18 protein-coding genes and 1 pseudogene are annotated in these 24,561 nt (G+C 69.9%); 4 read left to right on the top strand and 15 right to left on the bottom strand.

Going from position 1 to position 24,561, the window contains the following annotated elements:
- Positions 1 to 41: 41 nt before the first annotated feature.
- From ABT127_RS34780 to ABT127_RS34765, 4 genes are read right to left on the bottom strand one after another with little or no spacing between them, the layout of a single operon-like run.
- Positions 42 to 893: a CpaE/TadZ family protein gene (locus ABT127_RS34780; protein WP_351459091.1), complete on the bottom strand. Its 852-nt coding sequence runs from the start codon at positions 891 to 893 to the stop codon at positions 42 to 44.
- Positions 893 to 1,603, bottom strand: coding sequence for a CpaB family protein (locus ABT127_RS34775; protein WP_351459088.1), 711 nt, complete (start codon positions 1,601 to 1,603; stop codon positions 893 to 895). The genes ABT127_RS34780 and ABT127_RS34775 overlap by 1 nt, the downstream gene beginning before the upstream one ends.
- Before the next feature lie 40 nt (positions 1,604 to 1,643).
- A complete protein-coding gene (locus ABT127_RS34770; protein ID WP_351459086.1) occupies positions 1,644 to 2,480 on the bottom strand; it encodes an ATP/GTP-binding protein in 837 nt (278 codons plus the stop codon).
- 50 nt (positions 2,481 to 2,530) lie between these two features.
- On the bottom strand, positions 2,531 to 3,055 hold the full coding sequence (locus tag ABT127_RS34765) for a hypothetical protein (protein ID WP_351459083.1): 525 nt from the start codon (positions 3,053 to 3,055) through the stop codon (positions 2,531 to 2,533).
- Between the two features lie 807 nt (positions 3,056 to 3,862).
- Here ABT127_RS34765 and ABT127_RS34760 point away from each other — a divergent pair.
- A complete protein-coding gene (locus ABT127_RS34760) occupies positions 3,863 to 4,399 on the top strand; it encodes an SMI1/KNR4 family protein (RefSeq protein WP_351459081.1) in 537 nt (178 codons plus the stop codon).
- Between the two features lie 15 nt (positions 4,400 to 4,414).
- On the opposite strand, the pseudogene ABT127_RS34755 reads toward ABT127_RS34760, so the two are convergent.
- Positions 4,415 to 4,806 (bottom strand): annotated as a pseudogene (locus ABT127_RS34755) (transposase); the annotation flags it as partial.
- 870 nt (positions 4,807 to 5,676) lie between these two features.
- On the opposite strand from ABT127_RS34755, the gene ABT127_RS34750 reads away from it, so the two are divergent.
- Positions 5,677 to 8,262 (top strand): NB-ARC domain-containing protein, encoded by a 2,586-nt coding sequence (locus tag ABT127_RS34750; RefSeq protein ID WP_351459079.1) that lies wholly within the window; start codon positions 5,677 to 5,679, stop codon positions 8,260 to 8,262.
- A 193-nt stretch (positions 8,263 to 8,455) separates the two neighbouring features.
- On the opposite strand, the gene ABT127_RS34745 is transcribed toward ABT127_RS34750, so the two are convergent.
- The 10 genes from ABT127_RS34745 to ABT127_RS34700 are packed head-to-tail and all read right to left on the bottom strand — an operon-like array spanning position 8,456 to position 21,412.
- Positions 8,456 to 9,379: a replication-relaxation family protein gene (locus ABT127_RS34745; RefSeq protein WP_351459077.1), complete on the bottom strand. Its 924-nt coding sequence runs from the start codon at positions 9,377 to 9,379 to the stop codon at positions 8,456 to 8,458.
- Entirely contained in the window at positions 9,376 to 11,985 is a 2,610-nt protein-coding gene (locus ABT127_RS34740; RefSeq protein WP_351459074.1) for a type IV secretory system conjugative DNA transfer family protein, read from the bottom strand. Before ABT127_RS34740 ends, ABT127_RS34745 begins: the two co-directional genes overlap by 4 nt.
- The gene (locus ABT127_RS34735) at positions 11,955 to 12,635 is read right to left on the bottom strand and encodes a hypothetical protein (protein WP_351459069.1); all 681 of its coding nucleotides are present in this window, start codon (positions 12,633 to 12,635) and stop codon (positions 11,955 to 11,957) included. The genes ABT127_RS34740 and ABT127_RS34735 overlap by 31 nt, the downstream gene beginning before the upstream one ends.
- Complete coding sequence (locus ABT127_RS34730; RefSeq protein ID WP_351459066.1) at positions 12,635 to 13,768, bottom strand: C40 family peptidase; 1,134 nt, start codon at positions 13,766 to 13,768, stop codon at positions 12,635 to 12,637. Before ABT127_RS34730 ends, ABT127_RS34735 begins: the two co-directional genes overlap by 1 nt.
- A complete protein-coding gene (locus tag ABT127_RS34725; RefSeq protein ID WP_351459063.1) occupies positions 13,765 to 16,551 on the bottom strand; it encodes a hypothetical protein in 2,787 nt (928 codons plus the stop codon). The genes ABT127_RS34730 and ABT127_RS34725 overlap by 4 nt, the downstream gene beginning before the upstream one ends.
- Positions 16,551 to 16,925, bottom strand: coding sequence for a hypothetical protein (locus ABT127_RS34720; protein ID WP_351459060.1), 375 nt, complete (start codon positions 16,923 to 16,925; stop codon positions 16,551 to 16,553). Before ABT127_RS34720 ends, ABT127_RS34725 begins: the two co-directional genes overlap by 1 nt.
- Positions 16,922 to 19,615 (bottom strand): ATP-binding protein, encoded by a 2,694-nt coding sequence (locus tag ABT127_RS34715; RefSeq protein ID WP_351459058.1) that lies wholly within the window; start codon positions 19,613 to 19,615, stop codon positions 16,922 to 16,924. The genes ABT127_RS34720 and ABT127_RS34715 overlap by 4 nt, the downstream gene beginning before the upstream one ends.
- Positions 19,615 to 20,169: a hypothetical protein gene (locus tag ABT127_RS34710; protein ID WP_351459055.1), complete on the bottom strand. Its 555-nt coding sequence runs from the start codon at positions 20,167 to 20,169 to the stop codon at positions 19,615 to 19,617. The genes ABT127_RS34715 and ABT127_RS34710 overlap by 1 nt, the downstream gene beginning before the upstream one ends.
- Positions 20,166 to 20,504 carry a hypothetical protein gene (locus ABT127_RS34705; protein WP_351459052.1) on the bottom strand — a complete coding sequence of 113 codons (339 nt, stop codon included), beginning with the start codon at positions 20,502 to 20,504 and terminating at the stop codon, positions 20,166 to 20,168. Before ABT127_RS34705 ends, ABT127_RS34710 begins: the two co-directional genes overlap by 4 nt.
- 2 nt (positions 20,505 to 20,506) lie before the next feature.
- Positions 20,507 to 21,412, bottom strand: a complete 906-nt coding sequence (locus ABT127_RS34700) for a conjugal transfer protein (protein ID WP_351459050.1) — start codon at positions 21,410 to 21,412, stop codon at positions 20,507 to 20,509.
- Between the two features lie 1,190 nt (positions 21,413 to 22,602).
- Here ABT127_RS34700 and ABT127_RS34695 point away from each other — a divergent pair.
- Entirely contained in the window at positions 22,603 to 23,598 is a 996-nt protein-coding gene (locus ABT127_RS34695; RefSeq protein WP_351459047.1) for a hypothetical protein, read from the top strand.
- A gap of 43 nt (positions 23,599 to 23,641) precedes the next feature.
- On the top strand, positions 23,642 to 24,376 hold the full coding sequence (locus ABT127_RS34690) for a prepilin peptidase (protein WP_351459154.1): 735 nt from the start codon (positions 23,642 to 23,644) through the stop codon (positions 24,374 to 24,376).
- Positions 24,377 to 24,561: the final 185 nt, after the last annotated feature.

Below are 24,561 nucleotides of genomic sequence, written 5' to 3'. Positions count from 1 at the left end.
CCGCAGACATCGGGGGCCCCACGGGGCCGCGGTAGGCCGGGTTAGCGCGCATGATGGCTCACCCCCTGCAGACGCTGCTGCACCGGAGAGATGAGCCGGGTACGCCGCTGCGCGACCCGTTGCCGGATCGCGGTGGTGGACACGGCGGCCGCGGACATCAGCTTGCTCTTCATGAACTTGCTGCCCTCGCCGGCCCCGTCGGACAGCACGGCGGCCTCGTCGGGACGGAACGGCAGTTGCGCGATGACGGGGACACCGACGGCTTCCTCGACCTCGCGCGGACCGTAGGGGCCCTCCCTGATGAGGACTACTTCGAGGTGTGCTGACGCGCCGCGGCCGTCGTCTCCCTCGAGAACGGAGCGCAGATGGCGCATGCGGGCCCGGCCCATGTGCAGGCTGCGCAGAGTGCCGCGCATCACCACCAGGACCAGATCAGCCCGCCGTGCCAGGACCCCGGCCGGACCGAAGGCGCCGTTGCGGCCGAGGTCCACCAGGACATCGTGCCGGTGGTCCTCGATCGCGCCGAACAGCTCCGCCAGCTCCGGCCACACCGGGGCCAGACTGGAGGCCTGCCCCATGTCGGTCAGACCCGCCAGGAGCATGCGGCGGCCCTCGGCCTGCCGCTCGTCAGCCTCCACGTAGAACAGCTGCTGCCAGAAGGCCGTTGCCAGATCCTGCGGCCCGATCCGTGAGGAGATCGCCAGGTTGCGCAGACCCCGGTCCGCCTCCAGCTGCCCCTGCAGCGCGCCGGGCAGGATCGAGCCGCCGTCCGGATCACACTCGGCGAGCACCACCCGCCAGCCCTGCGTCAGCGGCCAGGTCCGCAGCAGCGCCATCGCCGTGCTGGTCACCCCGGGAGCGCCGGGCAGCCCCACCAGCGTGATGACTGCCATCAGTTGCCGTCTCCAGGCGCATCGACGACCAGGGCGACGTCGCCGCTCTGGGCACGCGCGGCGAGCGATGTGGCGTCCTCGGCGGGCACGGCCACGTCGACTACCTGCTCCCCGGTGTTCTCCTGCCGGGGGCCGGTCTTGACCACGCGCGCGGCGACGGCCTTCGGCTCGGCCGTCTCGGCGGGCTGGCCCGAGGAGTCCGTTGCATCCGGGGCGGCGGAGACCACCAGGACCCGGTCACCGGGCGACAACCGCGTGGCGGGCATCTGCGCCGCCTTGAGCCCGATACCCACCAGGCGCTCGCCGGACTTCACCAGCGTGCGGGTGGTGACCTGCCCGCGGCTGAGCAGCGCGCCGGGCACCAGCGCGACTGCGGCGCGCTTGCCGATGACCTGCTCGCGCTGAGACGCCTTGTACGGCTTGAGAACGGTGCCCAGCGCGACGGAGTCCTCGACCAGGTCCGAGTCCTTGATGACGTCGCCGGCGTCCACGGCGTGCGCGACGCTCAGCACACTGGTGCGCTCGCCGGTCGCCTGGAAGGCGAGGAAGCCTCCGCCTCCGCCTGCTGCGATCAGCGCGATGGCCAGTGCGTACATGCTGGGCCGGCCGCGTCGGGAGCGGAAGGTGACCGACGGGCCTGAGGGCGGCTGCGGTGCGGCGGACTGCGCAGGCACCTGCCCGGGTGCGGCTGGCGCTGCCGACTTGCTCACGATGGTCTCTCTTTCTGTGTGAACCGGGGGATGGGGCCGGTCAGTCGCCGACGGCCTGGAGCTCTCCGACGGGGACGGCGACGGTCGAGGTGCGGACCTCGACGAACTGACCTGTTTCGCCGCCTCCGTTGACCTGCCAGTCGACCAGCCACGTCGACGTCGCCGCGGCCTGGAACTTGCTGCCCGGCGCCTGGGCTGAGGTCTTCATGTAGCGGTGACCGCAGGTGGGCGACTCCTTGCCGCCGCTGGCCTTGGTATAGGGGGTGCCGGGGCCGTTGCAGGTGAGGGTCGCGCCGTCACCCAGCCGCCATACGATCTTGCTGACCTTCGCGGTGGCGGTCACCGTGACCGCGCCTGCAGACGCCGAGGCGGACAGCGGGCCGAAGGCGGTGGCCGAGCGGTTGACCCACAGCCACATCGGAACCCCGACCACGTAAGTGCCGTCAGCCTTAGGGCTGGCGATGTCGGGACCGGCCAGCGTCATCTTCGACAGCGCCTGGCGGGCCAGGACCTCAGGATCGACCTCCGGAGGCTCATCGGCCGCCCAGAAGGTGCTCCACGTCTGGTCCTGGGTGATGCCGATCGCGTTATCACCGCTGACACAGGACCGGATGTAGATCGCACCGTCACCGGGCTTGTGACCCTTCCACTCGCTGCTTCCCGCAGGCGGCTGCGGGTCCAGCTTCGTCACCTTGCACACCGGTGCGTCAGGGGCCTTCTTGCCGGGCTTCCCCTTGGCCGTGGGGGAGGTCGAGCCCGACGTGCCTCCTGCGGAGCCCGGGTCCTGCGCGATCACGCACACCTTGCCGAAGCTGCCCGCGCAGCGGCCAACGCTGCCGTGGCCGCCGTCCGCGCCCGCGTCCTGCGCTATTGCCACGCAGAGCGCGGTCAGGCACGTCGCGACAGCAACAGCGGACGCTCTCGGTCTCAGCACTTCGTCGCGGTGGACTTGTCCGACAGAACCATCCACCGCTTCCCCCACTTCTCCAGCGTCACCTTGTTGACGTACCGGGTCAGCTGATTCGAGGGCGTCGGCAGCGGCTTGCGGGTCTTCTTGCTGACCGTGTGCCACTTGGACACGTCAAGGCAGTCGGTGAGGGACGCCTTCGCCAGCTTGCCGCCGCCGTCGATCGTGACGCTCCGAACGTCCACGACCGGTGCGCCCTCGGCGACATTCCCGCCGCTGCTGAGGCTGAGCAGATCCGCCTCCACTTCGCCGAGGGCGTCGCCGGTCGCGTACCGGGTCACTTCGGTGCCGTTGCTGCTGCCCTTGGCGTAGGCCTTGGCCTGTTCGGCGCGGAACTGCGTGTACGCCGATCCGGCGGCCTTCTTGTCTGCTGCATGCGGGTCCGCGCTCGCAGAGGCCGTGGAACTCGCCGAAGTCGGCGGCTTGGCCGATGCGCTGTCGCTGGAGTCGGAGCTGGAACAAGCAGTCAGTGCGAGAGCTGCCACACTGCCCACCGCGAAAAAGAGGAGGCGTCCGCTTTCCCTACCGCGAACTCCGGAGAATGCCTGGTGCCGATGACCTGGTGTCACAAAATCTCCCCGTGTTGCGTCAAACGGTTGGTCGGACAGCCCTCCAGCTGATGGCCCCATCTGGGCACGCAGGAAGGCCTGGAGCTGCGTATATCCACTCTGTGTAGTGGAAAGGTTACGCATCTGTCGAACTCGGAATAGCGAAAGCTCCCCTCCTGCCTCGTCCGTGTCACAGGCCTACCTGGCTGCGGAGTTGGGCGGAATCGGACAGAACGTGCCGTAGATATCGACAAGTTGCTATGCGGCACATCGCAAATTTCACCCAGCGGCGTGAGTTGCCGACCGCGACGTAGCAACGCCTGCGCTTAACGAGCTAGTGCACGGTAAGCAATGAGGCGTCGAGGCCAGCCCTCACGCGGACCGCCAAGCCGCCGCGATGGCCGCCGCCATGCCGCCCTCCCGCCTATACCGCGTGTTGGAGAGGCACAGGCGACCCAGAGACGGCGCCGAGGCCTACGCCGGCGCGGTACAACAGGCCATCGACGAGAGCGTGCAAAGCAGCGCCACCGCGCCCTGCCGGGCCACCGAGATCAACGACGAGACGTGAGTAGTGCGACCATGGCCACAGGGAAGCCGAGGCGCATGCAGCCGTGCTCGTCCTGCTCGCCAGCAACACCGCCTACCGCAGCGAGCGGGCTTTCGCCGAACCTCGGTTGGTCCCAGTTGGCGCACAGGTGTACCAGGAAGGGTCGTCACGGCAGAAGAGGCGGATTAGGCAGGGACATGATTGACCAAGTTGGCCTCGTTGGTCTGATCCGCTTGATGCCTCCGTCAGGCGGAGCCGGGGTGGTGGTTGACTGGGAGGCCGTGCAAAGGGCTTGGGGGCTGGTGTTCCCCACGGACTTCAAGGAGTTCCTCGCGCACTACGGTGACGGCCTGCCGAACCTGGATCTCGGTGTGCTGGTGCCTGCCATGGTGACTCCCGAGACCTGTGATGAGCCGGGCGCCCCGAAGGGCGGCATGGGGTTCATTACCGCGGACACGCGAGCAACGTGGGTGGACACCGAACCCACGGGCATCGATGCAGCAGCCGAGGATCTGGTGACCTGGGGAGCGGATGGCAGTGCCGACCTGTACTGCTGGCTCGCCCACGGCAGTCCCGAGGACTGGCCGGTGGTGCTCTTCAGCCACGGCGATGACACTTGGACGCGCTTTGACTGCGGCATGACGGAGTTTCTGCGCAGGGTATTGAGCGCAGACAGCCGGGCCGAGGTCATGAAGGATTCTTCTCTGTGGGGCGCGGGCCTTCGCAGGCTGTGAGTTGCCTGGCCTGCCTCATCTGTCGAGTCTGTGATAGCAGATCAGGGTGCAGGCCATGCGGGTGAAGTCGAGGAAGTGGTCGGCCTTGGTTCGTAGCGGCGGTGCAGGCGTCGACATCCGGCGAGCCAAGCCATGGTGCGTTCAATGGTGCAGCGGTGACGGCCGAGCCGCTGCGAGGTCTCGGAGCCCTTGCGGGCGATGCGGTGCCGGATCCCCCTGCCGGCTAACCATCGCCGCAAGTGGTTGTAGTCGGAGCCCTTGTCGGCGTGAGGCTTTTGGGGCCTCCGTCGCCTGGGCTCTCGCCTCAAGCGGATCGGGGGAATGCCCTTCCTCAGTGGGATGAGAGCCTGGCCATCGTGCGTGTCAGCGCCCGAGATCCCGATGGACAGGGGCAGGCCGGTCCGCTCCGCCGCCGCGCGAGAAGCACCCGGCCGTCCGTCCTGCGGTTGTCCCCGGCCGGGGTGGCAGGGAGTAGCACCCTCGCAGGCGCGGCTGCACCAGCCGGCTCGTGCCCGCAAGGTCGACGCGGTCGTCGTGGCGTACAGGGTGCGTAGCGGCAAAGCTGACCTGACCGGTGCGGGCCCTGCCCCGCAGGCCGAACTGGACGGTGTCACACGCGACGCACACAAGTGGCTGCATGTGCCGCGGTTCCCGGGCGCGCAGATCGCGCGCCTTCTCGCGGCTTCGCGCATGCCCTGCAGATCGCCGAATGTGGAGTGCAGGCCGCCTATTTGATCCCGGAGCGTCACCGGTCTTCGAAAGAACCGCTGTTTCTCGTAGCGTGTCCAGTGTCAGTGAACATCCTGGGGACGGGAGTGCAGGATGGATCCAGTGTCGGTGGGATTGCTGGCGGCCTTGGCCGGAGGCGCCGGTGGCGAACTAGGACGGCAGGCATGGGCAGGCCTGGGCGCACTGGTGCGGCGCCCGTTTCAAAGGCGGGACAACGAGGGCGATTCTGCCGCGAGTTCGGGGGAGCCGGAGCTGACCGGCCTGGCACTCTCCCCGGTCGACCCGACACGCGCTCAGGCTCTCAGCACAGCTCTCGCCGTACGCGCCGCCCTGGACGCCGAGTTCCGGGGCGAGCTGCAGCGCTGGCACGAGCAGGCGAAGCGGGTGCGCACCGGGAACGGTGAGGTGCATAACGAAATCAGCGGCGGCAGCTTCCACGGCTCGACCGTCGTGCAGGGCCGGGACTTCTCGGGGACCTCCTTCGCTGCTCCTCCTTCGACTCCCCCTTCAAGCCCTGTCGCCCCGCCGCTGGCAGATGACTAAACGGAATGACGGACACCTCCCGTAACCCCAAAGTTGGCGATGAGGGCACCTCGAATCAGGTCAGCGGAGGTATGTACTTCGGCGGAGTGGTGCAGGGTCGGGACATCACCCTGGGCCTTCCCACTCCAGTCGCCTCCGCGATGTACGGGCTGCCGCCCGCCTCGGGCACCTTCACCGGACGCGACTCCCACGTGCGGATGCTGCTAGAAGGGCTGGCTCCGCAGCAACCCCGGCAACAGGCAGTACTGGTGACGTCGGTGGCGGGGCTGGCCGGGGTGGGAAAGACCGAACTTGTCGTCCAGACCGCCGCCCGGGCGTTGAGAGAGCCTGACTGGTTTCCAGGCGGGGCGCTGTTCGTGGACATGTTCGGCTACGACTCTGAACGCAGCCTGCCACCTGCGCAGGCACTGCACGGACTGCTCATCGCCCTCGGCGTTCCGGGCGAGCGGATTCCCGAGGATCTGCAGGACCGTTCGCGGCTCTACCGCAGCGTGCTAATGGAGTTCGCCAAAATGGGGCGACGGATCCTGGTCGTCATCGACAACGTCTCCAGTGCTGCTCAGGTCTCCCCGTTGCTGCCTGCGGACGACATCACTGCGACCCTGCTCACCTCCCGCCACACCCTCGACGTTGGCGCGCGCCTCCACGACCTCGACATCCTCGACGAGCAGGCATCCGTAGAATTGCTCCGAAAGGCCCTCGAAGAAGCCCGGGGCCATGCCGACACTCGGTTGGCTGAGGCTGTTGAGGACGCGTCGACGATCGCCCGACTTTGCGCGGGACTTCCGCTTGCGCTACGCATCGCTGCGGCTTTGCTCGCTGAGGCGCCCGACCGTCCCCCGGCTTCCCTTAGCGCGGCGCTTGCCGACGAACACCATCGCCTGGACCAGCTGACGCGCGAAAACCGCGCGGTTCGGTCGGCCCTGGACCTCTCGCATCGTCAACTGACTGAACAGCAAGCTCGGTTGTTCCGGCTGGTGGCCTTAAACCCTGGCCCCGATCTATCCGCCACTACCGCCGCGCACGTGTTCGCCGTAGACGAGCAGCACATCGAGCACTTGTTCCTGGAGCTCCAGCGAGCGCATCTGGCCGAGCCCGGCTCGGTGTGGGGACGCTGGGGCCTACATGATTTGGTTCGGGTGTATGCCAGCGAGCGAGCGGCCAGGCATCCTGCGACGGCGGACGACATGCGGGGCCTGCTCCAGTACTACCTTGAGCGCGCGACACGGGCCGATGACTACGTCGTCAATCTGTCGGAGCCGATACCTCACGGGTTTTCCAGTCGCCCCGAGGCGATCGCGTGGCTAGACGCGGAGCGGGACAATCTCTTCGCCGCAGGTGCGCTTGCCGAGTCGCAAGGCCATCTCGACATTGCCCGAGAACTGCCCATGGCTATGGAGAACTACTACTCCATGCACCGTTATCTGGAGGAGTGGCGCGCGAACGCAGAGATCGCCGTGAGGGCCGGATCCGCCTTGGGAGATCTGCAGGGAACCGCCCGCGCCCGGGTGTCGTTCGCCGATTCCCTGCGCGCAGTGAACGCCTACGCCGACGCCGCCTCCGAGTCCCGCGCCGCGGCAGATATCTTCCACAAACTGGGCGACCAGTTCGGCGAAGGCACAGCTCTGCGCGCCCTCGCATCGGCCCTTTACAACACCGGGCACCACGACGAAGCCCTTCGGGCCTCCGAGCGAGCGATCCCGCTGTTGCGTCAAGGTCCCGATCGGCACTTCGCCGCGGTGGCACTCATGGACTACGGCGCCCACCTCGTGGACCGCGAGAGGTATGAAGAGGCCATTGAGGCCTTGACCGAGAGCCTGGCCGTACTGTCCCAGACCAGTAGAAGTGTTATGTCTCTCGCGCTGCGGAACCTTGCTGACGCGCTGAGCGGCGCCGACAGAACCGTCGAAGCCATTCGCGTCGGCAAGGAATGCATTGCGTGCGCTCGCGAGACCGGTGGCCCATGGGAGACCGAGAACGCTGCCAACGCCTCGCTCCTCCTGGGGCGCCTTCTCGGGAAGGACGGGCAACTGCTTGAGGCGGTCAACTACTTCTGGACGAGCGCCACCTTCTTCACTGAGTCGGAGAACCACCAGTTGGCGGCTAGAGCGCTCAAGTTTCTAGGGCTAACCCTGATCATGATGGTGGACCGGCAGGAGGTCGACGCACACCTCAGGTCTGCCCAGCCTTCCCAGGAGGTATCGTACGAGCAGACTGCGGACGCGCTCACGGACGCAATAGCCTTGACGCGACGGGCGACCGATCTCCTGCCGGAGGAAGCCGCGCTGACGCTGGCCGAACTCCTCACCTGTTTATGCATCCCCCTCCTCCGTCTTGGCCGGAGCGACGAGGCCCACTCCACGGCCCAGCAGGCATTGGCCGTCCTGCACCAGCTGACGGACCAGAGTGATCGCGCTGCTGGAACGGGCCTCGTCGAGGCATGGAAAGAGCTTGCGCGCTTTCTCCTGGAAAATGCCTCGCAACAGCCATCTTCGCCAGAGGTGGCCTCAAAGGCTGTCGAGATCGCCACCGTCCTCGCATTTGGCGGCTCCGACGAACGTGTCGAACTCCTTTTCCGTTATGAAGATTAAGTCCGCTGCCCCAGGAATTTTCCGAACTCTCGGGCCGGGGCAGCCTTCAGCAATGAGTTCAGCGCTCACGCCGACGGACAGGCCTGTGACCCTCCTGGCGCTGACGATCGCTGCACGAGCCCCTTTCCCCATCACACATCCATGACCAATAATTGAAAACTCGACGCCTCACCGCTTACCGTGCACGGGATTGTTAGAGATCGGACCAGGGCACTTGCTGTCCGCCGTCGGAGCGCAGGCAGTGCCACACCGGGGCATCCACACCGAGCGTCTCGATGTCCTCCAGCACCGCGGCCGCGACAGGCACCGCCCGTCCGAGCGAGGCGACGGTCGGGTGCTCGCGGACCATGGCCCGCAAGTCGTCGATCCGGTGGCTCAACGCGACCGCGCCCGCTCCGGTAAGGATGAACAGGATGCGGGGAAAGGCCGGATACCAGCGAAGCCAGGCCGGCCCCCCGAGGAGGTCCGTGCGCTGACGCCGACCTGCGACCGGCTGCGGCTCGTAGTGATGGAACCGGGCGTAGTCGATCAGCTTGGACGCCAGGCGCTCGCTGCTCATCGTGGCGCGGTCGACCTCGACGAAGGCCCGGTACTTCACGCGCGCCCCGTTGTCGGCGTGGTGCGTGTAGTACATGAGGGCGTCCGCGATGACGCGCTCGCCGTCGCCCACGTTGTGAGCCACCTCCGGCGTCCAGTCCCATGGGCCGTGCTCGTCGCCGCGGCGGCGGGCGGTCGTTGCGAACGCGGCGTGTGCCCGCACCACGGTCAGGGTGTGCGCGCTGCGCAGCGAGGCGGCGCTGGTCGAGGTGACCGGGTAGGAGGGCCGGTCCGCCATCTGCGGCAGGTGCCGGGTCAAAGCCGCGCCCTCCTCGGTCAGGTACCAGGCGCGAGTGCCGCTCGAGGCGGGCAGCACCACGAAGTCGACCAGAGCGCTCTTGCGTAGGCGGCTCAGCGCCCGGGAGATGTGCTCGCGGCGCCGGCCGGGCAGCAGCACCGCGTACAGCTGCTGGGTCGTCACCATGCGGTGCTGGGCGACCATGCCGAGGATCTGGTGCGCCAGGTCCTCCGTGGTGGCAGGCACGAAGTGGCGCTGCGAAGTCTGGGACGTGGTGGTCATGAGCGGTAGCCCTTCGGGAGAGTGATTGCGGTGCTCGTGGAGCTGCCGGGTTCGGCAAGGAAGCGGCGGACGATGTCGATCTGGTCGCGTGCACGCGCGCTCTGGAGGGCCAGCGGGCTGCTGGCGGTGGCCTTGTAGGCCCGGTTGACCAGTGCGGCGACGGCTTTCGGGCGGGCGAGCTCTTTGAAGTCCTCGTCGAGATGCGGGCCGTGCAGCCGCAGCGGTCCGACCCGCTGTCCGTCCACGGTGAAGCTGGCGTAGTGCTGATAGCGGGGGAGAGCTGCGACCTGGTCGGCGCTCGGCCGCTCGCCCCACTCCGCGGTGATCGAGGAGATGACTTTCCGGGAGCCGGTCGTCGTGGCGAGGGATGAGGAGTTCTGCAGCAGCGCGTCCCGTACGGGGACCGGCAGACGCCCCAGGGCCTGCGTCATGCCGTGCACGCGGACGCCGAACTTGCGCAGGTCCTCGAACATCGACGCCACCGATTCGGGCGCGGTGCCCGCGATGGAGATCAGTTCGTCGAGGTAGGCGTGGAACGGCACGCGGTCCTTGGGCGGCGTATCACGGCGGGAGCGTCCGGCGCGCAGCAGTTCGTGCGCGATCAGGGACGACACGAGCCGGTCGGTGGGTCCGCTGCCTGCCGTGCACACCCACAGCACGCGGCGGCTGTCCATGACGCGCCGAAGGTCGAAGCGGCCGGTCGCCTGCCCCAGGAACGCCAGATACACAGGGTTCTCGGCGAGACGGGCCAGCGGGTTCAGCACGATCCCGAAGGCGTCCTGGGTCAGGGTGGGGAAGACCGTGCGCCACCAGGCCAGTGCGTCGTCGCCGATCTGCAGGCCCGCAGCCTCCAATGCGTCCTTGCGGAAGGCAGCCTCGGTCAGCAGATGCCGGATGTGGAAGACGGTGGCCTGCGCCTCGGGACGATTCGCGGCACAGGCCCGTTCGTTGACGGCGGTGAGGACCTGCAGACAGCCGGTCAGGATCGACAGACCGCGCGGGGCTGTGGCGTCGTCCCAGTTCATGCCCGCTGCCAGGCCGTCGACGACGGCGGCCACCACGTCGTGGCGCGGCCGTCCCGTACTCATGTCCAGCAGATTCCACGCCGCGATGGGGCTGGTGGGATCCTGCCCGTTGAGGTCAATCAGCTCGATGCGGGACATCAGCATCGGGTGGGCCAGGTAGAGAGCGGCCCGCTCCCAGGAGTCGCGGTGCGGGTCCACGTACAGAAGGCCGCCGCCCGCGTGCGCTCGCGTGATGGCCTGCGCTAGGGCCCGCTCCGTCTTGCCACCGCCGGCCTTGCCCACGGCCGTCTCGAACAGCGTCTCCTCTTCCCGGGTGGCCACCAGGCGCCGCCTGCCACCCGGCTCAAGGACCGCTCCCTGCAGCAGCAGACCCGGGTCCTGGAGGTCGAAGGTGGGCAGCTGCGCGGGCAGCAGCGGCAGACGGCAGTGCCGGGTCGGCGGCTTGAGGAGCCCGGCGATCTCGTCAAGACGGGCCACGTTCGCGCGCGGCGGCCGGCACTGGCCGCTGTCCCAGCGCCGCTGCCACGGCGTGCGGCGCGGCCACTGATCGGGACCCCACCACCAGGCCAGCAGCCGCACACCGCGCGGGGCGAGCCGGGCTTCGTGACTGAACACCGTGAAAGCACCTTGCACCTGGGAAAGTTGCGCCCGGGCCCGGCCTTCGGCGTCGGAGGCACAGCGGATCAGGATCTGAACCCGGGCCAGTGCCGTGTCGGAGGCCAGCTTGCCCAGCGCCTTGTCCCGGTCGACGCGCCGTGGCTGCGGCACGACCAGCGGGGCGGCCGTAGCGGTGCGCCCCTGGACCAGGGTGCGGACGGAGTCGGCGGCCGCCGCCACGTCCTGGCGCATCCACCTCGAGGCGGCGCGTGCCTCGCGGTGTTCCTGGCCGCGGGCCCGCTGGATGAGCTGCATGCGCTGTACGCGCAGGGACAGGGATGAGACCGGCTGCAGGTCGATGCAGACCTCCACCAGGTCGCCGAGCTCGGAGCGCAGGCCGCTGACGGCGTCGACGAGCGGCTGCAGCGGGTCCGGCTCCATCGGTACTCCGCGAAGCCCTGATGCGGGATTGCCGCGCAGCACCATCTCTCCGCGGACCTCGAAGTCGCGGCTGTCGTCCGGTGCTTGCCCTGTCGTGTCGGGGCGGCTGATGGTGACCGCGTCCGAGAACGCGCTCACGGCCAGGAACTTCTCCGCTCCCGGCGGCCCCTCCAGGTGGTAGGAGAGCGGATGCTCGGCGTCGGAGCGCAGCCGCACGCGGACGGTGCGAGAACGCTTGGGAGCCCACCACGGCAGCGCGTTCGCGGCCTGCAGCAGCGACATGCCCTGCCGCAGCACGTGCTCCTCGTCGGGATCGAAGAACGACGTGGGCGTCAACGTCAGACGGCAGCGCTCGCGGGAGGCCTTCGCGGCCGCGCGTGAGGTGACCGTCTGCCATCCGAGCCAGGCGGCCGCCACCACGAGGAGGGTGACGTAGTAGTGGATGGCCAGCCACCACAGGCCGTGCCCGATCCCGAAGACGATGTCGGCGACGTCGGGCAGGGCCTGCGGGATCAGCTGGTGGTCGGCGGCTGCGGCAGCCATGTCGAACCTCCTTGAGAGTGGGTGAAGAAGATGTCGCTGAGCCGTCCGTCGGTGTAGGTGCCGCCGCGGTCTGCTCCGGCCCACACCAGATGCACGATCGCCCGGTTCGGGTGGTCGGGGTCCGAGCGGGCGATCGCGGCCTGCACACGGATCCGGGTGAACGACGGTGAGATCACCGACTCGCCTGTGGAGCCGGGGAACGCGGTCGGGAAGGCGCCGCGGCCGACGCCGGTGACATCGGCCAGCAGAACCCGCCTGCCGGCAGCCAGCAGCGGCTCCGCCTGCGCGGCGGGCAGGTCGGCGGGCCACGCCTGCTCCAGCACGCGCTGCACGTCCTGGTCGCCGCCTGGTCCGTCGCCGCGAGGCGGCACCTGGGCGGCCGGGCCCGGATCTGATGGCGAGGCGGAGGTGCGCGGTGCCCTGCGTGCGGGCCGCGCCGCGGCCGAGGCGGCGGCGAGCGGGGACGGCGTCGCGCTCGCAGACGGCGATGGCGCCGCGCGCTCCGCGGAGAGCGACGGACGGGCAGCGGACTGCGGGCGGGGTGCAGGGGACGTCAGCAGACCGACACCGACCGTGCCCAGGACGACGCTGACCACAAGCAGCAGCCACGGACGGCGGGCCTCGTACTGGTGGGAAGACAGGTGGCGCATCACAGAACTCGGGCCCCTCCCGCGTAGCCGGACATGGCATCGACCGGGTCCACGCGCACGACCGTGCCGGGCCGCGGCGCATTGATCATCTGGCCGCTGCCGAGGTAGATCCCGACGTGGTAGATCGACGAGTCGCGGCCCGGCACGTAGCCGAAGAACACCAGGTCACCCGGGCGCAGGGCCCCGGTTCCTGCGGAGGCGGGGATCCGCTGGCCGCGCCCGGCCTGCGCTGCCGCAGTGCGCGGCAGCTTGATGCCGACCCGCGCGAACGCGTACACGGTCAGCCCCGAGCAATCGAACCCCCGGACGCGGGAACCGTCATGCCCACCGGGTGACATGCTGCCCGTGGTGGGCTCATGCTCATTGCCGCCGCCCCATGAGTACGGCGTTCCGCGTTGCGCCATGGCCGCCTCGATCACGGTGCGGGCATTGCCGGTTGCGCTGCTTGCTCCCGCCGCTGTGTACTGCTCGATCCACTGCGTCACGTTCGTGACGTAGGCGCTGCTGTGGTTGTACTGAAAGATCGCCGCTCGCAGCTGTCCGGCCTTGCGCAAGTCCCGGCCCCGGCCGCACAGATACGCCACGGCCCCCAATGCGGCATCGTCGGCGTTGTGCGGGTCGCGCTGATGGTCGCCGTTTCCGTCCTGTCCCGTGGACTGCCAGGTGGCGGGCATGAACTGGAAGGGGCCCACGGCGCGCTCACCGAGCGCGGTGCCGTCCCACCGGCCGCCGTCGGTGTCGTTGAACACGGTCGTGTTGCCGCCGGCACCGGAGCCGTTGAGCAGCACCCCGTAGATCCGGGGACGGATGTCTCCGTTGGCGGCGATGTCGCGGCCGGCGGCGTGATTGGACTCGACCTTGGCGATTCCCGCCAGGATCGGCCACCGCATGCCGTGGCACTTCGGCGCGACACGATGTGCCTGAGAAACAGCCGACTTGTAGGCCTGGAGCATGCGCGGCGGAATGTCCGCGCTGCTGCCCGACTCATACGATCCGGTGCCGGAGTCCAGCTGGGCCAGCACTGCAAGCCGCCCTGCTGCGCCGGACAGCGGAGCGGCGCAGCACGCCACGAGCGCCACCAGACTTCCTGTCAGTACGGCGAACTTCACCACGCGCTTCGACGGGGTCATCATGACGAGCCGTCACCGCCCGCCGTGCTGGCGCCGTCCGCGTCCGGGTTGGAGCGGCGGCTGTTCTCCTGGATGCGCCGGAACATCTCCTGCGCCTGCTGGCGGGACGCTGCTGTCGAGCCCATACCGCCCGCTGCTCGCGGCCGGGACTGGGGGAGCGGGGCACGCCGAGTGCTGGCAGTCGGCGGCGGTGCGGCCGGGGAAGGCGCGGACGGGATGCTGTCGGTCGCAGCGGGCGGCGGCGTGGGGGACTGGTGGCCACGGCCGACCGGGCGGGGAGCAATGAGGGCGCGTGCGGGCGTTGCGGCGCGCGGCGGGGCAGGCGCAGTCGCGCTCCCGGGGCTGGACACGGTGGGCGGGGTAGCAGCATCCGCACTGCTGGCGGAAGTGGGGCGCGAGGGTACCGCCGAGGACCTGGCCGGCGGGGTCAGGCGGCGGCTCGATCCCAGCGTCTGCTCGACGGCGCCCGTCCACGAACGGCCGTCCTGGCGCAGGGTGTTGCCCCAGACCTGCAGCTGCTGGCGTGCGTCATGGGTCGCCGTTGACGTGCCCGTCCTGGCCGTCTGCACGGTGGAGGGCAGGCCCATGGTCGCCCCGTACAGCATCCGGCCGCCCTGATGGGCGACGCGGTAGGCGCGAAGCCGCACCAGATGGTTGTGGGCGCGGGTCGACAGCAGGGTGCGATCAGTGCTCTGGTCGTGCAGGACCTCACCGGTATCGGGGTCGATGATCTGCCCGTTGTCGTCGCGGTAGCGGTCCGCAGGTCCCTGCGCACCCTGCTCACCTCCGGGCTTGGTGGGGCTGCCCGGCCGGATGCCACCTCCGCGGCCGCCCGGTCCGCCCGTGCCGTGGCCGTCCGCGGCATCCGGGTCGTCCCCGCCGGCGGTGGGCTTGCGCAGAGCGGCGAGCTTGTCCGCGTTCGGCTTCGCGCCGACCAGCAGGCTGAAGGCACCGCCTGCGGCGATCCGTGCGCCGAGCACCGCCGCTCCCAGCGGGGCAAGTCCGCGCGACGCCTCGGCCGACGCATCGGCCATCAGCCGGCCCGGATCGCCGGGCATCCCGGTGCCGTCGCTCAGACCCTGCACCACGTTCTGGAACAGGTTGCCGGAGCTCATCCCGAGCCCGGTCGCACCCCGTCCGCTCAGGGATCCGGCGAGCACGCCGCCGCCGGAGCCACCGGGTCCGACGCTCATGGCCAGGGCGGCCCCGAGCTGGGAGTCCCCGGCCATGTGACTGCCGCCGACCTTGGCGTAGCGCATACGCAGGGTCAGCCGCTGGCCGAATCCCACGATCAGCGCCAGGACCCGACGGTGGAAGGCGAGACCGACCAGCGCCAGGACGTCGATGAGCAGAAGCCGTTCGGCCAGCAGGTCGGGGCCGTCCGTCAGAACAACGTCGATGGTGATGCCCACCGCCGGGATGAACGCGGCCACACCGAGGATGACGCTCATGGAGATCCCGAACAGGGCCAGCCACTTCCACACCACTGTCCGGCTGGGGCCCGGCAGCATGCCCCACACGAACGTCACCCCGCCGGCCGCGGCCGCGCCCGCGCACACCGCGGACGTGCCCAGCAGGACCACTGACGCCGACACCAGCAGCGCGCTGATCAGCAGGGCCGCGATGAACACCATCACCACGGCGGCCACCCGCCACCACGAGGGCTTCTGCGCGTACTCGGCGCAGGCCTTGCCGACGGGCCCGGACGCTTTCAGGTCCTTGAGGAACGCGGCGAACTCCTGGTCGTCCGAGGAGAGAATGGAGCTCGCAGTGGAATCCAGGAGCTTGTCGCCGGGGGTGAGCGCAGGCAGCTGGTCCTTGAGGTCGGCGTCGGTGTCCCGCTCGCAGTACGCCTTGCCGGGACCGGCGATCCCCTCGCACGGATCGTCCTCGGCGTCGGCCTTGTCAGCCTTCTCCTTGTAGCCGCCCGACACCCATTTCAGGTGCACCGCGTAGGCCTTGCGGTCCGCGGCCTTGCCCGGGTCGAGGATGCGCCCGTACTCCAGCAGCATGAACGGCTTGACGACGGTGGCGTTGGTGACAGCGTCCTGGATGGGCTTGGCGACCTTCCGCCCGCTGGGAGTCTGGGCGTCCTGGATGCCGTAGCACTTCTGCAGAGCCTGCCCGGACATCCCGGCACACGGATCATCGGAGGAGATCTTGCCGCCCCAGGAGTGCGCGTCGACCGTCTTCTGCGCGACCTCGGCAGCCGCCGACTGCGCCTGCAGGATCGGGCCGTCCTTGCCGAGCAGGAACGTCGGCGTCACGAACGTGGAGGCGGCCAGCGCACCGATCACGAGCGTGAGGGCGATTTCCCCGAAGCCCTTGGCGTGCTTGCCGCGCACGACCATGACCAGTCCGAAGACGAACGCCCACGCCAGCAGCACCCCTTTGAGCCCCAGCGCGTCGACCACGACGTCCTCGTAGACCTCGGACAGCCGCTGAGCGGGACGGGACAGCAGGTTGAGCAGCGGAAACCGGTAGGCGACCTCAACAGCCCAGCACGACAGCCCCACCAGCACCCGGACCATGGTGAACAGACCGCCCATGACCATCGAGGTGAACTGGGAGGTCACGGCGAGCACGCTGCCGCCCTGAGAGCCCAGCTCGTACCCCTTGATCGAGACGCCTTCCGACGTCGTGACCTCCAGCGGCGTCAGCAGGCCCCCGTTACTGCCCGCCCCGTCCGCGCCGTAGGCGACAGAGGTATTGACGGTGAGGAACACCGTCAGCACCACGGCGGTGAAGCCGGCGGCGCGCAGCGTCCCGCGATCCAGCCCCCGCATCACAGCCCCCGACGGCGCACAGCGACGCACACACCCGCTGCGCCGACGACCAGTACGGCCCACGGCCAGCAACCGGCCAACGAGAATCCGCTGTTCGCGGGAAGCGCGCGGGGCGGCGGCGAACCCACACACCACTGGTGCGCCGGGCCGACGATCGCCGCACACGCCCCCGTGTCGACCGGGGCGTGCGGTGCCGCGGCTCCTGCGGCGGGCTGCGGCGGGGCGGTCGCGGCGAAGGCGTTGCCGGTCTGCGGCCACCACGCGGACAGGCCGATCGTGGCAACGACCATGACCGCGGAGACCAGCAGCAGGGCCAGCGCTGCACCGAGCGCCGCGGCCGCCGCCTGGCGGCGCTGACGGATCAGGAGCATCATCGCGTCACCTCCGGCTGCACCGCCGGGCCGCTCGCGGCGGCGGGCTGCCCGCCGGGCGTGGTGCGGATGTGGTCGGCGATCCGCGACAGGGCGGGGATCTGCACCTTGACGCGGCCGGTGTTCTGGCGCGGACAGGTGAGTAGAACCTCCCCGGCCCGGTCGGCGATGCCGACGGGGGAGAGGTTGGTAGTCACCAGGCGCACGAGTTCGGCGTCCCTGCTGTCCATACCGACGAAGTCCAGGCCGCGGCGCGCCCGTTCCGCGTCGGCGGTGCGGGCCAGCGCCTTGTAGGCGAACAGGCCACGGTCCGGACCGAGCTCTCGCGCGTCGTGCGAGCCGGCGAACAGTCCGGCGCCGTGCTTGCGTCCGTCGTGCAGGATCTCGTGCACCAGGGCGGTGCCTTCGGCGGAGCTGGTCAGCCAGTACAGCTCGTCGGTGACCACCGCACAAAACCGTGCGGGATCGGTGAACGCGCTCTGCCGGGCCATAGCCGCGATCAGGTACAGCACCGCGCGGCCGATGAGGGCCTCCAGCGGCTGCTGGTGCAGGATCTCCGGCTTCTCAAAAGCCTGCTTGGGCGGCAGCGTGAGCCCTGCGGTGGTGATAACGATCAGGTCGGCCGACGCGGAGCCGTCCAGCCGGGCCACCGGCAGCGCCGGGTCGAACACCATCGCCGCGAGCGGATTGCCGGTGACCAGACGGAGCATGCCGGCGACCGACGCGGCAGCGTCCGCACGCTTTCCGCTCTTGCTCCTGGCGACTTGGCCGAGGAGATCGATCACCTTCGACATGGAGGCGTCCGGCAGGTCGGCGGCCTGCTCGACGGCGTGATGCAGCACCTCGCCCTGAATGCTCATCGCGCCGATGCCCAGCTGCAGCAGCAGGTAGTTCAGCGCGTACTGGCGGCCCTGCATGCCGGGGAACAGACGCAGCGGGTCGATGGACAGCTCGGCCTGAGCGGCGTCGATGACCTGGCAGCGGCCCGGCGCGGAGCCCCGCGCGAACGTGGCCCACTCCCGCACCGGGGTGCGGTCGATGCAGATGGCCCGGCCACCGCGGTCAACGACCGCGCTCTGCACGATCTTCTGCAGCACGCTCTTACCGCCGCCGAGATCCCCGACGACCGCCATCGACGCCGAGGCGTCCCGCTTCGGAGCGTCCGCCACGTTGATCGTCACCGGGCGGGGGGTGCCGCAGTCCAGATCGAAGCCGAGCAGTATCCCCGCCGGGTCGCCGGCCTCGCTGCGGGTGAACGCCCCGGACATCGCCCAGTCCTCGGCCACCTGGTGCTGCGTGAACTCCTTCACCGCGAACGGCCGCACGCTCCCGGGCAGCCCCAGCGCGAACAGCTCGCTCTGCAGCCCGACCGGACGCACCATCCGGTAGTCGACCCCGGCCAGCAGCTTCTCCAGCGCACGCGCCCGGGCGTCGCACAGCTCGCTGGTCGGCGCCCACACCGTCAGCACCGTCACCGACTGCACCTCCACCTCGGCCGACATCCGGGCCAGGCGGGCATCCATCTCACGCAGGTCCCGCGCGGCCTCCGGAATATCGGACGGCAGACCGGTGGGGCGCGCGTCGTACTGGTCGACCTGGTCCACCAGCTCATTGCGCTTGCGCTGAATCCTGCGCCGCGCCTCGCTCGCCGTGACCAGCTCCAGGCTGACGGTGAAATCGACCGGGAAGTCGAGACTTTCCAGCTGCGCGAACAGGTCCGCGGCCTGCACCGAGACGGCGGGCGGAGCTTCCGCCAGCACCAGGTGGGCCTGATAGCCGGTGCCCTCCACGGTGTCGACCTGCAGCCACCGGCGCTGGATCGGGGAAGTGGCCTCCTTCCACCACTGGCGGCCCGTCAGGTGCGCGCCGCCCGGGCGCCGCGCGAGCAGCGACCGGCGGCCCCCGGCCGAAGCGTCAGCCGCCGCGGGGGCGCTGCGCGGCAGGCCGCCCTCCTCGAGCCGGACCTGCCCGAGCTCGGCGTAGCTCGGCGACGTCAGCACACCCCCGGTGACCCGGCTGCCGTACAGCGGGCTCACCGCGGCCTCACTGAGCAGCGGTTCACTCAGACCGCGGTGCAGCGCGTGCTGCACGATCCAGACGATCTCGGCGGGTCGCGCGGGCCGCAGCGGCACCGCACCCGCGATCTGCGCCTCGATCTGCGCCGCCCGTTCGCGCGCCCGGGCCACATCGTGGTCGCTCACCGGTGCGGGCCGCAGACCCAGCACGTCGCAGAGTTCACCGAGCGCACCCGTACCGACTGCACGCGCGGCCAGCCGCCGATCGCTGCGAGACTCGTCCGACAGCGGGATGGCCAGCCACAGGGTCCGCCGGTGCATCTCCTGCCCGTCCAGCAGAGTCAGCGCGGCTTCGACGTGCTCGACCCACGGGCGGGCCCCGGCGGCAAGTTCCCCGTCCTCGCCGTGCAGGCCGTCCAGCATCCGCCAGGCCACCTCGGAGGGATCGACCTGCGCGCACAGACCGAACAGGCGCGGCTGACCCGACAGCGAACGCACCAGCTGCGTGATGCGCTGCAGCTGCTCGTCGCGCACGGCGGCCGACAGGTAGGCCCCGGCAACGGCCTCGTGTCCGTGTCCCGGCTCGTCGGCGCCGGGGTAGAGGCGGTAGATCGCCCAGGTGTGGCCCTCGCTCGACCACAGCAGGTGGCCGGCAATGTGGCGGATGGGAACACGCATCAGGAATCTGCTTTCGTTGCGAGGAGAGCGGCCTGCACGGGCGAGAGAGGGCGGCGCGGCCCGGGACCCGCAGGGGAGGCAGGTGCGGACGCCGTAGCGGGAGCCGCAGGAATCGGCCTGGTGGAGCCGTGGTCAGCGGCAGGAGCGGCGGGCGGTGCCACGGCATCGAGGCCTTGCAGGGTGAACCCGCCACACAGGGCGGCCGGGCGCCGGTCGCGGGCGGCGCGGCCGCCGATCCGTCCTCCGGCCGGCTGCGCGATGCGCGTCGCAACGCCCAGCGCGGCACCGACCGGAGTACGCCCAGCCACCTTCTGGCGGCGGCAGATGAAGATGACAGCGACCCAGGCCACGACGGGCACCGGCCCGAGCAGCGACCACCACCACGACGCCGTCTTCACCAGAAGCAGACCGCCCAGCGACATGACGGCCACCTGCACCCCGTTGTACGGGCCAAGGGGCAGCCTCCAGTCGGCGAACTTCCCGATCACCCACGGCAGACGGCGGGCGGAGGTGTAGAAACGGGCGGCGCGTACGGCCTCGGTCGCGGAAGTCATGCCACCTCGCCCCCGGCCGTCGCCGGGCGGGAAGCGCGCGGCAACTCATCCGCGCCGTAGCGCGGCTGGAACTGCGAGACGCTCTTCGCCGGATTGTTGACCTCGTCCTCGACCTTGTCGGCCAGCTCCTCGCGCGCCTGGTAGATACCGAGCGCGAGAACCATCAGCAGCAGAGCGCCGACGCCCGCCTTCAGGCTGAACCGCGTCACCAGCACGTACAGGACGATGACGACGAGAGCGACCTTCAGGCCGTTGTTGGCCCAGCTGCCGAACATGCCGATCCAGCCGTCGCCGAGGTCGTCCAGGGCACCTGCCAGGACCATGTGATGCGTCATGATCACTTCGCCTCGCTCTCGTCCTCGGCCAGGCCTGCGATCTCCCACCGGCCGCCGCGGGCCGCGAGGGTGAGTTCGTAGGACAGCGGCCAGGCACCCTGCGCGGTGCGGGCCGTGGCCGCGGCCCGGACATGCACGCGGGTTCCGTCTGCCGGCACTTGCTCCTCGTCGGCGCGGTCCTCCTTGGCGCTGACGGTGTCAACGTCGACGGAGCTGGCCACCGCAGGGGAGACCGCGGTGAGTGACGTCTTGGGCGCCAGGTAGCGGTCGATCGGAGCGCCGCCCGCCAGATACGCGCCGAGGAAGTCGGCGACGGTGTCCGTCAGTACGCCGTCTGCGACGTCGACGGTGTAGGGCGAGCGCGACGGCTTCGCCGGCGAGGGACCGGCCACCACGGCAGGCACGCCGGTGACGGACACCGCCGTGCCCGATTCCGATGCGGTGACGGGTACGGACAGGTAGCGCACCGCGTCCGCGTACTGCACCGCCACCGTGACCGACCAGCGGCCCGATCCGAGGCGGACACTGCGCACCGACGTCACCGTCCGAGGCGCCTTCGCCTCATCGGACGCATTGGGCAGCGACACGTCCGGCGCCAGCTGTAGCGCGCGTCGGGCGGCCTGGCTGTCCGGCTCATCGTCGTTCGAGCGCAGCCACGCCTCGACGAACTCGACCGCGTAGCCCGCAGGGTCGGCCGTGGCCGGCGCGGCAGCTACCGGTCGAGCCGGGGACGGCACAGCCTGAGCAACGACCGTCGCTCCCGGCTGCGCCAGCGTCATCGTGAGGGCCACGGGACCGGCGAGCAGGCACATCCACACGCCCGCCCGCCCCAGACGCACGGAGCGACGCGTGCGCTCGAGGGCGACTCCGGCGGCCGTCGGCGGCCCTTGGGTCTCAGGTGCTGGCATCGGCAATCTCCTGGTGAGGGGGAAGCAGTTGATGCCATGACCAAACCCACCAGGGCGTACCGGTCCGCAGACCAGTTACGGGGGGCTGCGGTTTCGACTCGGTCACGATGAACCGGTACGCCCTTCGGTACGCCCGGTCGCCCGCCACCGCAGCGCTCCGCTCACTGTGCGTACCGGCCGATCCCGTCCACCGTGCTGCGCACCACGAGCGCCAAACGGCGGATCGAACCGGCCTACGCGTGTGGACACGAGTGCTGCGCAACGTGGCCCAAGAGCCCACTGCGCAGCGCCAGCACTGCACGCATCGCAGACGTCCATCGCCCGTCGCGGGTCACGACCGCAAGTGCGCGCACCTCCACCGGTGCGCACCATCCGACGACGAGTGCGCAGTGCGGCCGACGCCCGGATCCGGCGGTGCAGATCGCTGACTGCGCACCGTGCTGCGCAGCCAACGGCACGGCGCCGTGCGACACCGGTACGCCCCACTGGTACGCCCGGTGAACGGGGCGTACCAGTCGGCTCTCTGCGCCGACGTAGGGCGTACCAGTGGGCGCGACTCCAGCTGTCATCACAGGGCGGCTGCGGACCTGGCAGGGCTGTGACCTGGGCGGTACACCCACCGGTACGGGCGGTACACCGGACCGCGCACCATCAGGCCTCGGGGCGTACCGGCCGACCTCGGGCTGGTCTTCTGCGCCGTCCCAGCCACTGGTGTCCGGGTGGCCTCGGGGGCCCGGTGACGGGGGCGGCATGGCCGATCGACCGGTGGCGGGTGCCGGATTCTCGACGGTGCGCAGTTGCCTCGGCAGAGCCTGTGCGCACTGCGCACTCCCCGACTGCGCACCTTGGGCCGGGGGCCGTTGCGCACTTCGCGCAGTGCTCGCTCCGGGTGCTGCGCAGCGCAGTGTCCGGGACTGCGCAGCTCCCGGTCCCGATCGTTCCGGGTGCCTGCTTTAGGGCTGCTGCGCACCTGACGGTGCGCACCGGAAGGCGTACCACCGCCTGTCACGGACTGTGACGCAACCGTGATCGCTGTACGCCTCGACCGGTACGCAGATCGGTACGGGTTGGCGGGTCAACTCCGACATGAACAGTGATGCGCGGCACCGACCCGGGCGGCGGATCGTGAACGGACGGAGTGAGCAGTGAGCCCAGCACGCGGTTTCGGGGGACAGATCCGGCGTGGCCCGATGGCGATCGATGTGGTCGGCGCCCACTACACGACCGTGTTCAACCAGGCGGTGCGCGACCGGCGCCTGTCGCGGCGGGCCCGCGGGCTGCTGGTCGAACTGCTCAGCCACCAGGACGGCTACGGGATGTCCCTGGCCAAGCTGGTGAGGAATGGTCCCGAGGGCCGAGACGCGCTGGCGACGGCTCTGGGCGAGCTCGAAGACCGCGGCTATCTCCATCGCGCCCGCGAGCGTGATGCACGAGGACGTCTGAAGGACATTCACTACTACCTCACCGACATGCCGGCCGGTGTCGAGATCGTGGCGCCTGCCCCGTGGACGGAACAGCCTGCCAGCGACAGCGCTACGCCACATTCACGGCGTTCACGCAGGTCAGAACCTAAGTCGGATAATCCGGAACAGGCGCCGCGCGTTGAAAGCCGCAGGTCAGAACCTAGGTCGGGTTTTCCTGTGCAGGCTGAGCCTGTACAGGAGGAACCGCCCCCTAAGAAGAACAACTTCAAGAAGACCACTGAGGAGAACACCAACTCCTTCCCTCCGTCCGCGCGTGAGGACGACGTCGACATGGTGGCGCGGCGGTTCGGGGAGTCGGTGCTGCTGTCCATCGCCCGTCACCATCCCGAACTCCATGCGGCGTTGGCCACAGGAAGCACTCTGGCCGACCAGGCCCCGCTCGTTGCCTCGCTTCTCGAAGCGGGCGTCAGCCGGGAGAACATCCGCGAGGCCCTGGTCGGTCGGCCCTATCCGCCACCGCACGAGCGCACTCACTCGCTGGCTGCCCTGGTGGCCGCGCGGTTGCGGCAGCTCGCCCAGCTGGCAGCTGCTGACGCGCACGCTCGCGACAGCCTGCCTGTGCCGCCGCACGGAGACCAGGGGACACCGAGTTCTGTGCCGGTGCAGTCCGTGGTGCCTCCCATGCCCGAGTGCCCGGGACAAGACGGAACCTGCGGACGTCCGGTGCCCGCGCCCGGTGATCTGTGCAGGCTGTGCGGCTGATGGGCAACAATGAGCACGCTTTGAGGGGCGGGGAGCTTCTGTGATGTGGATGACGGTGGCGGCCGCCGTGGTGTGGGGCGCTCTCGCGGGCTGGCTGATCCTCCCGGCGGCGTACCGGCTCGCGATCCCCGTCGGAGGATCGCGGCCCACCCGGTGCCCCGACGGCCACCTGCTGGCCGAGGGGATGCACGGCTGGATCACCGGGCCGTACTGCCGCGGCGGCGCGCACTTCTACCGAGCGGGGCGCGCCGGATGGGGAGCGCCCCTCGCAACGGCCCTCGCCTGCCTCGCCCTCGCGGCGTCGACCGGACTGCGGCCCGAGCTGCTGGTGTGGATGCTGATCCTTCCCTGGGGTGTCCTGCTGGCCGTCATCGACGTGCGCGTGCACCGGCTCCCCGACCTGCTGACCCTTCCGCTGGCCGCGGCCGCCATTTCCCTGCTCGGTGTCGCTGCGCTGTTCCCGGGGGCAGGCGGCTCCTGGCAGACGGCTGTGCTCGGCTCGTTGAGCATGAGCGGGCTCTTTCTGCTGATGTTCCTGATCAGTCCCAAAGCGATGGGCTTCGGCGACGTGAAGCTCTCGCTCGCCCTGGGCGGTGTTCTCGGCTGGTACGGCTGGGGCGCCCTGCTGGTCGGTCTCTTCGCCGGCTACCTCATCGCTGCCATCCACGGGATCGTCTTGATGGTCCGCGGAAAGGCATCACGCAGCACTGCGTTGCCGTTCGGTCCCGCGCTGCTCGCCGGGACGCTGGTCGGGGCGATCTGGGGAGGCACGGTATGACCCCGTGCACCGTCAGGCCTGCGCCGGTCAGCGATCCCGGCCTTCCGCGAGCCGTACGTGAACTCCTGCAGCGGGCAGACGAGTCCCCGGCCCGCTACGCCGCCGGTCCGTCCCATCCGCTGGCCGCGGCCGCACACGGAGCAGCGGCGCCCGCTGCAGTTGCCGGCGTATCAGCAGCGGTGTGG

It is taken from the genome of Streptomyces sp. NPDC001904 (genome assembly GCF_040297005.1).
In the GTDB taxonomy this organism is placed as follows: Bacteria; Actinomycetota; Actinomycetes; order Streptomycetales; family Streptomycetaceae; genus Streptomyces.
Note: the sequence above shows the minus strand (reverse complement) of the source record. Positions and strands in the feature narration are given on the sequence as shown.